A 12,350-nucleotide genomic window follows, 5' to 3' on the forward strand; every position below is an offset into this window, starting at 1 on the left:
GAGCAGCAGGAGCAGCAGGAGCAGCAGGAGCAGCAGGAGCAGCAGGAGCAGCAGGAGCAGCAGATAGAATTGGTGTCTATGGTTACTGATTACCCTGCTTTTCCCGGCGCACCAACGGTTGCTGACGTACATCCCGCTGAGGTGGAAAACTGGAAATCATCCGGTTGGACTGTCCGGGGGTGAGCCATGTTAATTACAGACCCCACGTCGCCTGATTTTAACAGTTACGCCAGTGTGCAGAATGCTCGTGATTTTGCTACGACGCGCGGCTATGCGTTTCCGGACGACGACAGCGAATGCGAAACGCTGTTAATGCATGCGATGGACTATCTGGCCGGACAAAGCTGGCGCGGTTCCCGTTCATCGTCGGATCAGGCGCTACCGTGGCCGCGGTCTGGCGTGATTGTGGACGGTGTTCTGCTGGCCAGTGACAAAATCCCGCGCCAGATTATCCAGGCGCAGTGCCATTTGGCTGTTGAGGCGCAGGAAACCGATCTGACCCCGAGTTTTAACGGTGGTGCCGAGGTCGTGCAAGAGGCCGTCTCAGGCGCCGTTAGTGTCAGTTATGCTCCTGGCACATCAAATTCGGCGCCAACGTTCCCGTGGTTGGCCGGTTTGCTACGAGGTTTTGTCGGTGCGATGAATCAGGTGAGAGTCGTGAGGGGCTGAGTATGGCGATCAACTATATCCGGATGCGCGCCACTGCCACACGGTTGCTTACCGATAACGGGCAAAAGCGCGTGCTCGCCCGGGGCGGGAAAGTGACGCGGGTAAACGGGAAAGAGGTGCGATTACCCGACGAAAAGGCGGATGTGATCGGCGTTGTGACGGAATACAAGCCGGGAGAAATTGACGGCACGCTGATTCAGAACGGCGACGTGCTGTTGGTGGCAACCTACCAGACGGAAATCCGTATCGACGACCGCATTGAGATCGACGGGAAAAAATATCGCGTGGTTCATCCGCATCCGGTTAAGCCGGCAGCGGTGCTTATCTGCTACCGCGCACAGCTGAGGGCATGACATGGCAGAAAACGACGCGTTCATGCAGGCGATCACTGCCTTTGTGGACAAGGCAAAGGCCAATCAGGCGCAGGTAGTCCGCGCAACGGGGATCCGCATCCTCACGCAACTGGTTCAGATGTCGCCCGTAGGCAATCCCGACTTGTGGGAGGTGAACGCCACCGCCAAAGCCTATAACGACGCTGTCGCAGAACACAATGATGCGCAGCGCAACGATCCGGCCAACCTGACACCGACTGGGCGCCTGAAAAAGCGCGCCAGGGTATCCGACAGCATGGATATCAAGGCGCCGGCCGGTTATTCCGGCGGCCGGTTCCGCGGCAACTGGCAGGTGGGGTTGGATGCGGCGCCGCAGGGTGAAACCGGCCAGGTGGATAAATCGGGCGGTAAAACGCTGGCCGCCGGCACGCTGGTGATCGAGCGTTTTCGTGTCGGCATGCAGGCGGTGTACTTCACGAATAACGTTCCCTATGCCTACCCGTTGGAGTTTGGTCACTCGTCGCAGGCGCCTGGCGGCATGGTGCGGATCACCGCTGCCGATTTCCAGCGTCATTTCCAGGCAGCCGTATCGGAGGTGAAATCGTGAGTCATACCCGAGTAGCCGAACTGCTCGAAGCGCGCCTGGGTGAATGGGCAGATGGTAAAGGCGTGCCTGTAGTGTGGGACAACATCGCGGAAAACCCGCCGGATACACTCTATCTTCAGGCCTACGCGATGCCGGCGACCACGACGACGATCGACCTGGCGGAAAAGCTGCAGGTGCTGCCGGGCGTCTGGCAGATCAACGTCGTGGCGAAGGCCGGCGACGGCGTCAGTGGCGCCCGCGCGCTAGCCGATGAGGTGGCCGCTTTGTTCCCTGTTGGCCTGGCGCTCAGCGATGAGGGGATCACCTGCTACATCAGCACGCCGCCGACGGTTTACCGTGGCATCACGTCGGACACCCGCTATTCCATCCCCGTCAGCATGAGCTATCGCGCTCACCTCATCACACACTGACCGCCGCGGCGGTTTTTTTATGCCCAAAATTGGAGAATCCACTATGGCATTTGCATTACCAAACGGCGCCACGGTTTTCGCTGGTTCCAAGATGGCGGCAGCGCTGCCAACGTCAGCGGTTAGTAACGCCAAGGCCTCGGTGTTTACCGTGGCAAATGGCACCCTGGCCGCCGATGACATTGTGCTCATCAAATCAGGCTGGGGAAACATCGACAACCTGGTCGCCAAAGTGACAGCGGCGACGGCAACGGCGGTGACGATCGGTGCACTGGATACGTCGAATACCAAATTTTTCCCGGCGGGCGGCGGCGCCGGCGCGCTTATCAAAATCACCGAATGGACGCAGATACCACAAATCACTGAAGTGGGGGCGTCTGGCGGCGATCAGCAGTACGTGCAGATCCAGTTCCTTGAGGACGACCGCCAGCGCAACCTGGCGACGTACAAGGCAGCCAAGACCCAGACGTTTACCTTTGCGCATGATTCAACGTTGCCGATTTATGACGTCCTGACCGCTGCCGATCGCGTTGGCGACATTCTGCCGTTTTACATGTATGTGCCGACGGCAAAAGAAACCCGTTACTGGTCCGGCACGCCATCCTTTGACCCACAGCCGGCAACGGCCGTGAACCAGGTGGAAACGGTGCAGGTATCGATCGCGGTACAGTCCCGCACCATGACGTTCTACAAGGACAAGTAATTTTAACCCTCGGGGCGCAAGCCCCATTTTTTCGCAGGTTCCGACATGACATCAAAATTTACCCTGGTTCCAAACTCGACGTTTAAAAAAGACGTCACAATCCCGCGCGCCGGCGCAGAAGATGGCGTGCTGACGTTCACGTTCAAGCACAAGACCCGCAGCCAGCTGGAAGCGCTGGAGAACACCCTGCGCGAGGCGACGGAAAAGCAGATTGAGGCCGGCAGCCACTGCAGCGCGCCGATGGTGGCATTCATCGAGGAAATCGCCGTTGGCTGGGCGCTGCCTGACGAGTTCAACAGCGAGAACGTGCTGGTACTACTGGAAAACTACCCGCGTGCGTTCGACTCCATCGCCATGACCTACACCCGCGAGCTGATGGCGATTCGTGAAAAAAACTAACAGCGGTTGCCTCGGCATTCTATACGCCTGATCCGTCGCCGGAAGAACTGGCCGCATTTGGGTTTACGCCCGAGGACGTCAAAGGGGAGCAGATCGACGTGCTCCCTGACGTGTGGCCAGTGTTCGAGGTATTCCGGGCAATGGCGACGCAATGGCGTACCGGTATGGGCGGTGTCACCGGGTTGGATTACAACTGCCTGCCCTGGGTGATGAAATTACACGGCGTCGACGATGAGGCAACCGCGTTAACGGATATCAGGGTGATGGAAGCCGCTGCGCTTGCCACCATCCATAAAAAATAATGGCCCGCCGCGCGGGCTTTTTACTGCACGGAGCCCCGCATGACAGACATTGCATCCATCTCCCTGCGCGTCGATACCGGCGACCTGCAGCGCGGCAACAGCGAGCTGGATAAATTCCAGAGAACTGCTGCAGGCGCCGCCGGCGCGGCTGACGGTTTCAATGCCTCGGGCAAAGAGACGGCCAAAGTATCGAAAGAGGTGGCGCACGAGGTCGAGGAAACGCACAAACGGGTAGCGGAATACAGCCGCCGCCTGCGCGAGAGCCAGACCACGGCGACGGCATCCGGCCGGGCGCAGGACCAGCTGACCGAATCCTACTTCCGCCAGATTGACCGGATCAAGCAGCTCGGCACCGGCACGCAGGAATTGCGCGCCATTCAGTCGCAGGTGCGCGCCGCCCGCGCCGCCGGCAACATCACGCAAAGCGACTACCTGACGCTCACCAGCCACGCCGCGGATAAAATGCGCGAGCTGACCAAAGCCGAAGAGGCATCGGCGGCCGCCAAATCGATCTTCATCCAAAAGCTGAAAGACCAGGTGGCGACGCAGAACCTTTCGCGGGAAGAGCTGCTGCGCTACCGTGCCGCGCAGTTGGGCGTTGGTTCCGCTGCGGACATTTACATCAAAAAGCTGTCCACCGCTGGCGACGCCACGCATAAATTCAGTTTGCAGACGTCGGCCGCCCGCCGGGAGCTGGGCGTTATGCTCGGAGAGCTGGCGCGAGGTAACCTGGGCGCCTTGCGTGGCTCCAGCATCACCCTGGCGAATCGGTCCGGGCTGATCGACCAGTTGATGACGTTTCGCGGCGCAGCGGTCGCAGGATCAATAGGGCTTGTTGCAGCTGCGTTTGGCGGTCTCGCCATTGCATACGAGAAGGGAAGTGCAGAAGCCAGAGAATTTAACCGCTCGATCATCCTGACTGGCAATTATGCTGGACTGACGTCCGATCGTTTGGCTCTCATGGCTGACAAGGTTGCGGATTCAACCAATAGCACTGTAAGCAAGTCCGCCCAGGCTTTGGCAACCCTCAACTCATCGGGCGAATATACAGCTTCACAGCTAAGTATGATCGCCACAGCAGCGATCAATATGGAACAGGCTACCGGCCAATCCATAGAGAAAACCGCCGAGCAATTCAAGTCATTGCAAGGTGAGCCACTGAAAGCTGTCGTGGCACTCAATGATCAATATCACTTCCTAACCTCGACGGTTTACGATCAGATCGCGGCGCAAATTGAAGCAGGAAACACCCGGAAAGCCCAGGAAATTGCGGAGCAATCCTATGCGCGCGCCATTAATGAGCGCGCGATGGAAATTAAAGAAGGGCTAGGGGTGCTTGAGTCTGCCTGGGATGGCATTGGTCGGGCTGCCTCGTGGGCGTGGGATAAAATGCTCGGGATAGGACGAGATGATCCGGTCGCCAGGTTGGAGAAAGCGCGTGCAGTTCTCAATTCTCCTGTAACGTCTTCGTCTGCAAAAGATAAGGCTATGGGGGACATACTCAATAGCCTGGTGGGTAATCTGCAGGCGGACTTGCAAGGTGCTCAGCAGCAGGCCGCGAACGACAGAATTAAAGCGTTGCAAAAAGTTGACTCCCTTGAAAAATCCATGGAGTCGAACGCAGAAAAACGCGTAAAGCTCCACAAGGAAATTAACGAGCAACTCCGATTAGGCTACATCACCCAAGAACGGGCTGACAAACTCAATGCCCGGATCGATGAAAAATTCAAAGACCCGAAAACACCGAAGGGACGCCAGTACACGGCGCCGGCCGGTGATCGTGCCGACGAAAAAGCGCAGGCCGATTTGTTGGCGCTCCAGGCTCAGCTCAAAGTGCTGCAGGAACACCGCAGCATCAATGACACTATCAGCCAACAGCGCAAGGATTTGTGGGCGGAGCTGGCGAAATTTGCCGTTCTGGAGCAGGCCGCCGATAAACGGAAGCTGACGGCTCAAGAAAAATCGCTACTTTCCAGCAAGGGTAACGTGCTGGCGCAAAAGGAACGACTGGCTGTTCTCGGCGACGAGATCGCCAAGCAGGAGCGGCTTAACAAGCTGTTGGATGCCTCGCAGAAGTTTGATCGGCAGCAGCAAGCGAAACGTGCCGAGATTGCTTTTCTCGCCAAGGGTGGCACTTCCCGCGACTCCCAGCGGCAATCCGAAAGAGACCGGATCACTACCGAGTATGCGGAAAACCCTACCGCCCAAAAAGATGCCTTGGCGACATTGGAGGAAACGTACAAGCAGCGTGATGCACTGGATAAAAATTGGCGTGCCGGCGCGATCAATGGGCTAAATGAGTACCAGCAAACAGCGGAAAATGTGTATAGCTCAGTGTCCAGTGTGGCGCAGAGTGCGCTTGGTGGTATTTCTGACATGCTGACCAGTCTCGTCACTACCGGGAAAGCCTCATTCAAGGAATTCACCGCTTCAATTTTGAAAATGATCATTGAGATCATCAACAAATTGCTGGTGGCATATGCAGTTCAAGCTGCTATGGGATGGGTAACCGGCTCTCTATCATCTTCTGGCGGCAATAACCCCGGCGCAGTCCCTATGGGGCTACATTACGACGGCGGGTATACCGGCGACGGCGGCAAGTACGAGCCGAAAGGCATCGTGCACGGCGGTGAATTCGTGTTCACCAAAGAGGCGACGCGCAATATTGGTGTCGGCAATTTGTACGCCATGATGCACAGCGCCCAGGGGTACGCCGACGGCGGCTATGTTGGTAACACCATTACCGGATCTGCTCCAATGCACGGCCTCTCTGGAAGCAACTCTCCAAGTGTCGTCATAAACACTGATGTTGTAGTTCAAGGGGGCAGCGCACAACAAGCCGATAATTCCGGATCGAATGCTTTGGGAGTTGCGTACAAAAAAACTGTAGATAAGTGGATTCGTGAAGGGATCGCGAGGGAAACAAATCAGTCAGGAATTATTTGGAATGAAATGAATAAGAGGAGGTGACACCTCCTCATGGGGGTATTAAATTTCTTTTATTTTGTTTTTTATTCTTTCGCTAATTTCGTCGTGTTCAATTCCGTTTTGGCTGTAATAATCGTCAACAGCCTCGTGAACGACTTTTTTTATGTCGATACCTATATTTTTGCTGAGAATGCTTATTGTGATGTTAAGTAGCAGTCGTGTGGCGAAAATATCCTCTTTTAAACTATCAATTTCATTGATATCCACTTGAATTCCTTTTAAGGCTAGTTGGGAAACTCATTCTATAGGAAATCTATGGCGATCGAAACATTCACCTGGCGAGTTCAGGGGCAACCAGAAGGGAGCCTAAACCAGAGAGTGCGCTCAGCGCAGTTTGGCGACGGCTATAAGCAGGTGTCCGGCGATGGCATCAATCCGGAAACCCAAAGCTGGCCGTTGTCGTTCAGCGGCAACAAAAGCGACATGCAGCTCTTGCTGGCGTTCGTGCGCCGGCATACGACTAAGTCGTTTATCTGGACGCCGCCGCTTGGCGAGAAGGGGCTATATCGCGTTACGGCTGACTCTATCCGGGTGGTTCCGATTGGCGGTCCGGCCGTGTCCATTTCAGCAACGTTTGAACAGGCCTATGCGCCGTAGGAGGGAAGGTGGCGATCACCAATGACGTTCAGAAGCTGGAGCCCGGGAAACGCGTCCGTTTCATCGAGGTAGACGGCACTGCCTTTGGCGCCGACGTTTTGCGGTTCCATAAAGAAACCATCCCGCATACGTCGGCCGAGATCGACAAGGCCGCGGGTGACGAAACAAAGCTCCAGCCGAAAACCGTATGGTGGCAGGGCAAGGAATACGGCGCTTACCCCTACGAAATTACCGGGCTGGAATCTGCCAGCGATGGGACATCGGCGCAGCCAAAATTAACCGTCTCGAATATTGATGCACTTATCACCGCGCTGTGTCTTCGTTTCGATGACATGGTTCAGGCAAAGGTGACGATCCACGATACCTTTGTGCACTATCTGGACGCGCGCAATTTTCCGGACGGCAATCCGCAAGCCGACCCGGAGCAGGAATTTAAGCAGGTTTTCTACATCGACAGCAAAAGCGGAGAGGATAACGAAGCCGTAGAGTTCACGCTGTCGAGCCCGATGGATCTGCAGGGGTTGCGCATTCCAACGCGGCAGATCACGGCACTTTGCACTTGGTGCATGCGCGGGCAGTACAAAACCGGCGATGGGTGCGCCTATGCAGGCCAGAACGGCTGGTTTGATAAAGATGGCAAGCCAACGGATGACCCTGCCAAGGATGAATGCTCCGGCTTACTGGCAGACTGTAAAAAGCGCTTTGGCGAAAACAACGAGCTGGACTTTGGCGGTTTCCCCGGTTCGTCATTGATCAGGAGATAATCATGCGGCAGAAAACAATCGATGCCATTCTGGCGCATGCGCAGCGTGAATTCCCGAACGAGTGCTGCGGCGTGCTGGTGCAGCGCGGGCGTGTTGAGCGTTACTTCCCCTGCCTGAACCGGTCATCGTTGCCGGCGGAGCATTTCGAACTGGATCCCGCTGGCTATGCTGCGGCGGAAGACTGGGGGGAAGTGGTTGCCATCGTGCATAGCCACCCCGGCGACGGCGCCACCACACAGCCGAGCGAGCTTGACCAGCTGCAGTGCGATGTGAACGAACTGCCGTTCGTGATTGCGTCGTGGCCGGAGGGCGACATTCGAACGATCTACCCGCGCGGCGATCGCCCGCTGGTAGGACGCCAGTTTGTGCTGGGGCATGCCGATTGCTGGTCGTTGATTATGGATTATTACCGGCAAGAGCACGGCCTCATTCTGCCGAACTACAGTGTTGAGCGCCATTGGTGGGAAGAAGGAGAAAACCTCTACATGGACAACTGGCACGACTGCGGCTTCCGTGAGTTCGACGGGGAGCCGCAGGCTGGCGACATGGTGATTATGCAGGTTTCAGCGCCGGTTCCGAACCATGCCGGGATCTTGCTGGATGGCAATATGCTACTGCACCATCTATACGGCCAACTGAGCCAGTGCGTACCATATGGCGGTTACTTCAAAGAGCGTACGGTTAGGATTGTCCGGCGCAAAGAAATGATAAAATCTATCATTTGAGGGCTTTTATCTTATTGGTTGTGATGGCATCTGCAAATTCTTTCAGCCCTTTTGCGAATGATTCTATGTTATTGGTTTCAATTACTATTTCGCTATCTTCTCCAGACTTAATGTGTACAGCTTTAACTCTGTTTTCATCCATCGCCTCTTCAAGCATCTGAATGATCTCTGAGTTCATTGAACGGCCATTCTTTCTGGCTCGCTCAGCTATGGCCTCGCGCATCCCATCAGGAAAGCGCAGCATGAATTTATCGTAATTCCGAACCTGTTTATCTGTCATATGCACCTCAAAATTTTGTTGATGCTATCACATTGACATTACCAGTAAATTGAGTCACAGTGACATCATGTCACCGTGACATTATTAAGGATGGTTAGAATGGATACCTTGTATACCGGACATAAAAGCCAAAGCTTTCAGCTCCGCATGCCAGAACGAATGAAAGAGGAGATCCGCCGTATGGCAGAAATGGATGGTATTTCGATCAACTCTGCGATTGTTCAGCGGTTGGCACGATGCTTACGTGAGGAAAGGGAGAATGGTCGTTAAAAACGGCGAAGCCCCGACTGCTGTAACAGTCAGGGCTTCAGTATCGAATAATCCAGCGGAGGAAGTATCGACATGGCTAATTTAGCAATAAAACCAACCGAATGCACTATCAACGTCCCGTTCTACGGATCTGAGTTGTACGTGGTTAACCACAACGGCGAGCCATACACCCCAATGAAGCCGATCGTTGAAGGCATGGGAATGGATTGGAAGAGCCAATTTATAAAGATTAAACAGAGGTTTGCAAAGGGGATGGTGGAAATCACCATACCTACCGCGGGCGGGTATCAAAAGATGATTTGCCTAGCCCTTCGGAAACTTGCTGCTTGGTTGAACACGATTAGCCCTAACAAGGTTAAACCAGAAATTCGTGAGCGAGTGATCCGATATCAAGAAGAGTGCGATGATGTTCTTTATGAATACTGGACAAAGGGGCAGGTTACAAACCCTCGTAAGTTACGCCAGTCTACCGCGAGGCAATTAACCCCGCTGCGCCAAACAGCAGAACGGTTAATAACCACGGGGATCGGCAAAATTTACCCTGATATCTGGAAGTTGGTACATCAGCGCTTTGATGTTGAACATATCCATCAGCTACAGCCAGCACAGATCGGGGAGGCAATTCAGTTTCTGGATGCTTTGGAGGGTGAATATTTGCAGCGCGGGCAGCAGAGCGTAGATGTTCGTCATCGTAGGGTGATGCTTTATCTAAACGAATATGGTGCAGTGACAAACTCACTTCCTATAAAGGACGATGAAATCGTGCTCACGTTTGAAACCTTTGCTGAGATGGCGCGACGCAACGGTTGGATTGTTGCCAGAAGGGAGGGCGTTGCAAGACAACTGGTCGAGGCGATACAAGCCATTAAGTAATCGACCATACGTTACCAAAGACCCGCTTAATTGCGGGTTTCTGCGTGGTCTTTTTCTCTGCTAACATGGCGGTCTGTCATGTGTTCACGGTGGGTATATGAAAAAGACGATCTTTGCTTTATGTGTGGCTTTATATTCAACAGTATCATTTTCCGAGGATAACGCTCAGTTCTTAACTAACAAAGTCGATAGTTTATGCGATGACGTGAAGGATAAGGAGCTCTGCGTGAATCAAGTGTATACTTTGTTATACATGGCAAATATAGAGGGGAAAATGGCAGGGAACTGCGAAGCAACAAACAGGAAATCCCCGATTTGCTTAGGTGCGATTAACACAACGGATTATTTAGAGAAAAAATTCAACAAAACCAAATAACCAAAAGTCACTACCCGCTTCGGCGGGTTTTTTAGGTAGAGTCCGTCAAGGTGGTGTAAATTCGGAACCCGCTTTCCGGCTCGGTAATGTCTGCGTTATGCGTTGATCGGCAGCGCGTCGATTACGTCGTTATCATCAGCGCCCTGGTCTATCTCCAGCATGCTTTGCTGCGGCATGTACCGATTCTGCAACAGCCAGTCCTCATTCTGCTCGGCCAGGACCGCGCCCAGCAGCCGCGTGATGCCGGCCTCGTTCGGGAAGATGCCCACCACATCGGCACGCCGCTTCACTTCCTTGTTGAGCCGCTCCAGCGTGTTGGTCGAGTGCAGCTTTACCCTATGCGCTTTCGGGAAGTCGAAGTACGCCAGTACATCGGCTTCAGCATCGTCCATCAGCGCCGCTACCGACGGGAAGCTTTCCTCCAACTGGCCGGCTACAGTTTTCCAGGTCTCATGTGCCGCTTTGGCGTCAGCCTGCACGAACACCTGTTGCAGTGCTGCGCGCACCACCGACTGATTGGCCTTGTTAACCCGACACAGCACGTTGCGCATGAAGTGAACCCGGCATCGTTGCCAGGATGCGCAGAACACCTGCTGTATCGCTGCTTTCAGGCCGCTGTGCGAGTCGGAGATAACCAGTTTAACTCCCTGCAGGCCTCGCTCTTTCTGGCTCAACAGGAAGGTCAGCCAGAACGCTTTGGCCTCCGACTCGCCGATGCCCATCCCGATGATTTCCCGGCGTCCGTCCGAGTTGACCGCGCAAGCGATTATTACCGCCACGCTGACCACCCGGCCGCCTTTGCGCACCTTCACGTAGGTCGCATCCAGCCACAGATAGGGCCAGTCGCCTTCGATAGGGCGTTCCAGGAAGTCTTTAACCCAACCATCGATATCGCGGCAGACACTGGAGACCTGGCTGCGCGAGATACCCGTCATGCCCATGGACTGGACCAGAGCATCGACCTTGCGGGTTGAGACGCCGTTTATCCAGGCTTCCTGTATGACGGCGTTGAGCGCTTTCTCAGAGAGCTTGCGCGCTTCCAGGAACGACGGGAAATAGGTTCCTTCGCGTAGCTTCGGGATACGCAGGTCGAGCGTGCCAACCCGGGTGTTGTAGGCGCGGTCACGATAGCCGTTGCGGTAGGTCTCACGGTCCTCGGTGCGTTCATGTCGGTCGGCATTGATGCGCGCAGTGACGTCAGCATCCATGATGCGGTTGAGCATGAACTCGGTGAGTTCACGCAGGAAGTCTTCGCCGCCCAGTTGCATCAGGGTATCGTTGAGTGCCATGCTGTTGTCAGCCATCGGTTTACTCCTTTTAAGATAATTGTCTTTGCAAACCATTACCTTACCGGATAAGCCGATGGCGCTCACCATCTCCTGCCGAATTTACACCACTCCCGTGGACTCTACCGTTTTTTATTGGAGGTAATATGGACACCCCAATCAGAACAATCGAACTTCGCGGAATTCTCGGAAAGAAATTTACCAGAGAATTTAAGTACCGCGCACGTGATGTGCCGCACGCCATCAGGGCATTAAAAGGGCTGATCCCCGGCTTCGAAAAATTCATGCTCGAATCCAAGCAGAAAGGGCTTACCTTTGCGATTTTTGTTGGCGACAAGAATATCAGCGAGGATCAGTTGGCAATGACCAAGGGCAGCGAGAATATTCGGATCATCCCCGTTATTATCGGTAGCAAACGCGGTGGGATGTTTCAAACGATTTTGGGAGCAGCCATTATTGCAGCAGCAGTTTATTTTAGCGGCGGCACAGCGGCGGCGGCATTCTCTTCTGCCGGTGTCATGAATGGCGGTTTGGCTATGATTGGCGCTTCTATGATGCTGGGCGGGGTGATCCAAATGCTCTCCCCGCAACCCGGCGGTCTCTCTGTCAGCCAGGATGCCGACAATAAGCCGTCGTATGCATTTGGCGGGCCGGTCAACTCCACCGCCCAGGGGAATCCCGTCGGCGTGCTGTACGGTAGCCGGGAGATCGGCGGTGCCATTATCTCTGCCGGCATCTACGCCGAAGACCAGCAGTAAATTTTCCAGTGTTT

At 54.7% G+C, this 12,350-nt stretch carries 18 protein-coding genes and 1 pseudogene; 16 read left to right on the forward strand and 3 right to left on the reverse strand.

Annotation, left to right across the window (positions count from 1 at the left end; all coding sequences use genetic code 11):
* The 9 genes and pseudogenes from WCL58_RS00005 to WCL58_RS00045 all read left to right on the forward strand — a co-directional run.
* Nucleotides 1-183: pseudogene (locus WCL58_RS00005) on the forward strand (hypothetical protein); the annotation flags it as partial.
* A gap of 3 nt (nucleotides 184-186) precedes the next feature.
* A complete protein-coding gene (locus WCL58_RS00010; protein ID WP_336850243.1) occupies nucleotides 187-669 on the forward strand; it encodes a DnaT-like ssDNA-binding protein in 483 nt (160 codons plus the stop codon).
* A gap of 2 nt (nucleotides 670-671) precedes the next feature.
* On the forward strand, nucleotides 672-1,022 hold the full coding sequence (locus tag WCL58_RS00015; protein WP_336850244.1) for a hypothetical protein: 351 nt from the start codon (nucleotides 672-674) through the stop codon (nucleotides 1,020-1,022).
* A 1-nt stretch (nucleotide 1,023) separates the two neighbouring features.
* Nucleotides 1,024-1,608 (forward strand): hypothetical protein, encoded by a 585-nt coding sequence (locus WCL58_RS00020; RefSeq protein ID WP_099818159.1) that lies wholly within the window; start codon nucleotides 1,024-1,026, stop codon nucleotides 1,606-1,608.
* Nucleotides 1,605-2,018: a phage tail terminator-like protein gene (locus WCL58_RS00025; RefSeq protein WP_168188566.1), complete on the forward strand. Its 414-nt coding sequence runs from the start codon at nucleotides 1,605-1,607 to the stop codon at nucleotides 2,016-2,018. Before WCL58_RS00020 ends, WCL58_RS00025 begins: the two co-directional genes overlap by 4 nt.
* Before the next feature lie 43 nt (nucleotides 2,019-2,061).
* Entirely contained in the window at nucleotides 2,062-2,718 is a 657-nt protein-coding gene (locus WCL58_RS00030; RefSeq protein WP_099818157.1) for a phage tail protein, read from the forward strand.
* 45 nt (nucleotides 2,719-2,763) lie between these two features.
* Nucleotides 2,764-3,117, forward strand: coding sequence for a phage tail assembly chaperone (locus WCL58_RS00035; protein ID WP_333550066.1), 354 nt, complete (start codon nucleotides 2,764-2,766; stop codon nucleotides 3,115-3,117).
* 47 nt (nucleotides 3,118-3,164) lie between these two features.
* Nucleotides 3,165-3,419 carry a DUF1799 domain-containing protein gene (locus tag WCL58_RS00040; RefSeq protein WP_240290489.1) on the forward strand — a complete coding sequence of 85 codons (255 nt, stop codon included), beginning with the start codon at nucleotides 3,165-3,167 and terminating at the stop codon, nucleotides 3,417-3,419.
* Between the two features lie 39 nt (nucleotides 3,420-3,458).
* Complete coding sequence (locus WCL58_RS00045; protein ID WP_336850249.1) at nucleotides 3,459-6,389, forward strand: phage tail tape measure protein; 2,931 nt, start codon at nucleotides 3,459-3,461, stop codon at nucleotides 6,387-6,389.
* Nucleotides 6,390-6,407: 18 nt separating this feature from the next.
* On the opposite strand, the gene WCL58_RS00050 is transcribed toward WCL58_RS00045, so the two are convergent.
* Nucleotides 6,408-6,614, reverse strand: a complete 207-nt coding sequence (locus tag WCL58_RS00050; RefSeq protein ID WP_336850250.1) for a hypothetical protein — start codon at nucleotides 6,612-6,614, stop codon at nucleotides 6,408-6,410.
* Nucleotides 6,615-6,662: 48 nt separating this feature from the next.
* Here WCL58_RS00050 and WCL58_RS00055 point away from each other — a divergent pair, with 48 nt between their 5' ends.
* Genes WCL58_RS00055 through WCL58_RS00065 form a run of 3 tightly spaced genes read left to right on the forward strand, consistent with a single transcriptional unit; the run spans nucleotide 6,663 to nucleotide 8,493 of the window.
* The gene (locus WCL58_RS00055; protein WP_336850251.1) at nucleotides 6,663-7,004 is read left to right on the forward strand and encodes a phage tail protein; all 342 of its coding nucleotides are present in this window, start codon (nucleotides 6,663-6,665) and stop codon (nucleotides 7,002-7,004) included.
* Nucleotides 7,005-7,012: 8 nt separating this feature from the next.
* Nucleotides 7,013-7,768, forward strand: a complete 756-nt coding sequence (locus WCL58_RS00060) for a phage minor tail protein L (protein WP_048795451.1) — start codon at nucleotides 7,013-7,015, stop codon at nucleotides 7,766-7,768.
* A gap of 2 nt (nucleotides 7,769-7,770) precedes the next feature.
* The gene (locus tag WCL58_RS00065) at nucleotides 7,771-8,493 is read left to right on the forward strand and encodes a C40 family peptidase (RefSeq protein ID WP_336850252.1); all 723 of its coding nucleotides are present in this window, start codon (nucleotides 7,771-7,773) and stop codon (nucleotides 8,491-8,493) included.
* On the opposite strand, the gene WCL58_RS00070 is transcribed toward WCL58_RS00065, so the two are convergent.
* Complete coding sequence (locus WCL58_RS00070) at nucleotides 8,486-8,773, reverse strand: Arc family DNA-binding protein (RefSeq protein ID WP_336850253.1); 288 nt, start codon at nucleotides 8,771-8,773, stop codon at nucleotides 8,486-8,488. The genes WCL58_RS00065 and WCL58_RS00070 overlap by 8 nt on opposite strands.
* A gap of 99 nt (nucleotides 8,774-8,872) precedes the next feature.
* On the opposite strand from WCL58_RS00070, the gene WCL58_RS00075 reads away from it, so the two are divergent.
* The 3 genes from WCL58_RS00075 to WCL58_RS00085 all read left to right on the forward strand — a co-directional run bounded on the left by WCL58_RS00075 (nucleotide 8,873) and on the right by WCL58_RS00085 (nucleotide 10,292).
* Nucleotides 8,873-9,043 (forward strand): Arc family DNA-binding protein, encoded by a 171-nt coding sequence (locus WCL58_RS00075; protein ID WP_336850254.1) that lies wholly within the window; start codon nucleotides 8,873-8,875, stop codon nucleotides 9,041-9,043.
* Between the two features lie 72 nt (nucleotides 9,044-9,115).
* Nucleotides 9,116-9,916, forward strand: coding sequence for a phage antirepressor N-terminal domain-containing protein (locus WCL58_RS00080; RefSeq protein WP_336850255.1), 801 nt, complete (start codon nucleotides 9,116-9,118; stop codon nucleotides 9,914-9,916).
* A gap of 97 nt (nucleotides 9,917-10,013) precedes the next feature.
* On the forward strand, nucleotides 10,014-10,292 hold the full coding sequence (locus tag WCL58_RS00085; RefSeq protein WP_336850257.1) for a hypothetical protein: 279 nt from the start codon (nucleotides 10,014-10,016) through the stop codon (nucleotides 10,290-10,292).
* A gap of 95 nt (nucleotides 10,293-10,387) precedes the next feature.
* Here the strand turns inward: WCL58_RS00085 and WCL58_RS00090 are convergent, their stop codons facing one another.
* The gene (locus tag WCL58_RS00090; RefSeq protein WP_336850258.1) at nucleotides 10,388-11,596 is read right to left on the reverse strand and encodes an IS256 family transposase; all 1,209 of its coding nucleotides are present in this window, start codon (nucleotides 11,594-11,596) and stop codon (nucleotides 10,388-10,390) included.
* A gap of 128 nt (nucleotides 11,597-11,724) precedes the next feature.
* Here WCL58_RS00090 and WCL58_RS00095 point away from each other — a divergent pair, with 128 nt between their 5' ends.
* Nucleotides 11,725-12,336 carry a tail assembly protein gene (locus WCL58_RS00095; protein WP_336850259.1) on the forward strand — a complete coding sequence of 204 codons (612 nt, stop codon included), beginning with the start codon at nucleotides 11,725-11,727 and terminating at the stop codon, nucleotides 12,334-12,336.
* The last annotated feature ends 14 nt before the right edge of the window (nucleotides 12,337-12,350 follow it).

Origin of the sequence: Serratia sp. TMDUHS_CL, from assembly GCF_037137105.1 — a bacterium.
In the GTDB taxonomy this organism is placed as follows: Bacteria; Pseudomonadota; Gammaproteobacteria; order Enterobacterales; family Enterobacteriaceae; genus Serratia; species Serratia nevei.

Excerpts from the sequence above, each read along its gene's own strand:
- WCL58_RS00010 (WP_336850243.1), top strand. The coding sequence starts at position 187 with ATGTTAATTACAGACCCCACGTCGCCTGATTTTAACAGTTACGCCAGT.
- WCL58_RS00015 (WP_336850244.1), top strand. The coding sequence starts at position 672 with ATGGCGATCAACTATATCCGGATGCGCGCCACTGCCACACGGTTGCTT.
- WCL58_RS00020 (WP_099818159.1), top strand. The coding sequence starts at position 1,024 with ATGGCAGAAAACGACGCGTTCATGCAGGCGATCACTGCCTTTGTGGAC.
- WCL58_RS00030 (WP_099818157.1), top strand. The coding sequence starts at position 2,062 with ATGGCATTTGCATTACCAAACGGCGCCACGGTTTTCGCTGGTTCCAAG.
- WCL58_RS00035 (WP_333550066.1), top strand. The coding sequence starts at position 2,764 with ATGACATCAAAATTTACCCTGGTTCCAAACTCGACGTTTAAAAAAGAC.
- WCL58_RS00045 (WP_336850249.1), top strand. The coding sequence starts at position 3,459 with ATGACAGACATTGCATCCATCTCCCTGCGCGTCGATACCGGCGACCTG.
- WCL58_RS00055 (WP_336850251.1), top strand. The coding sequence starts at position 6,663 with ATGGCGATCGAAACATTCACCTGGCGAGTTCAGGGGCAACCAGAAGGG.
- WCL58_RS00065 (WP_336850252.1), top strand. The coding sequence starts at position 7,771 with ATGCGGCAGAAAACAATCGATGCCATTCTGGCGCATGCGCAGCGTGAA.
- WCL58_RS00070 (WP_336850253.1), bottom strand. The coding sequence starts at position 8,773 with ATGACAGATAAACAGGTTCGGAATTACGATAAATTCATGCTGCGCTTT.
- WCL58_RS00075 (WP_336850254.1), top strand. The coding sequence starts at position 8,873 with ATGGATACCTTGTATACCGGACATAAAAGCCAAAGCTTTCAGCTCCGC.
- WCL58_RS00080 (WP_336850255.1), top strand. The coding sequence starts at position 9,116 with ATGGCTAATTTAGCAATAAAACCAACCGAATGCACTATCAACGTCCCG.
- WCL58_RS00085 (WP_336850257.1), top strand. The coding sequence starts at position 10,014 with ATGAAAAAGACGATCTTTGCTTTATGTGTGGCTTTATATTCAACAGTA.
- WCL58_RS00090 (WP_336850258.1), bottom strand. The coding sequence starts at position 11,596 with ATGGCTGACAACAGCATGGCACTCAACGATACCCTGATGCAACTGGGC.
- WCL58_RS00095 (WP_336850259.1), top strand. The coding sequence starts at position 11,725 with ATGGACACCCCAATCAGAACAATCGAACTTCGCGGAATTCTCGGAAAG.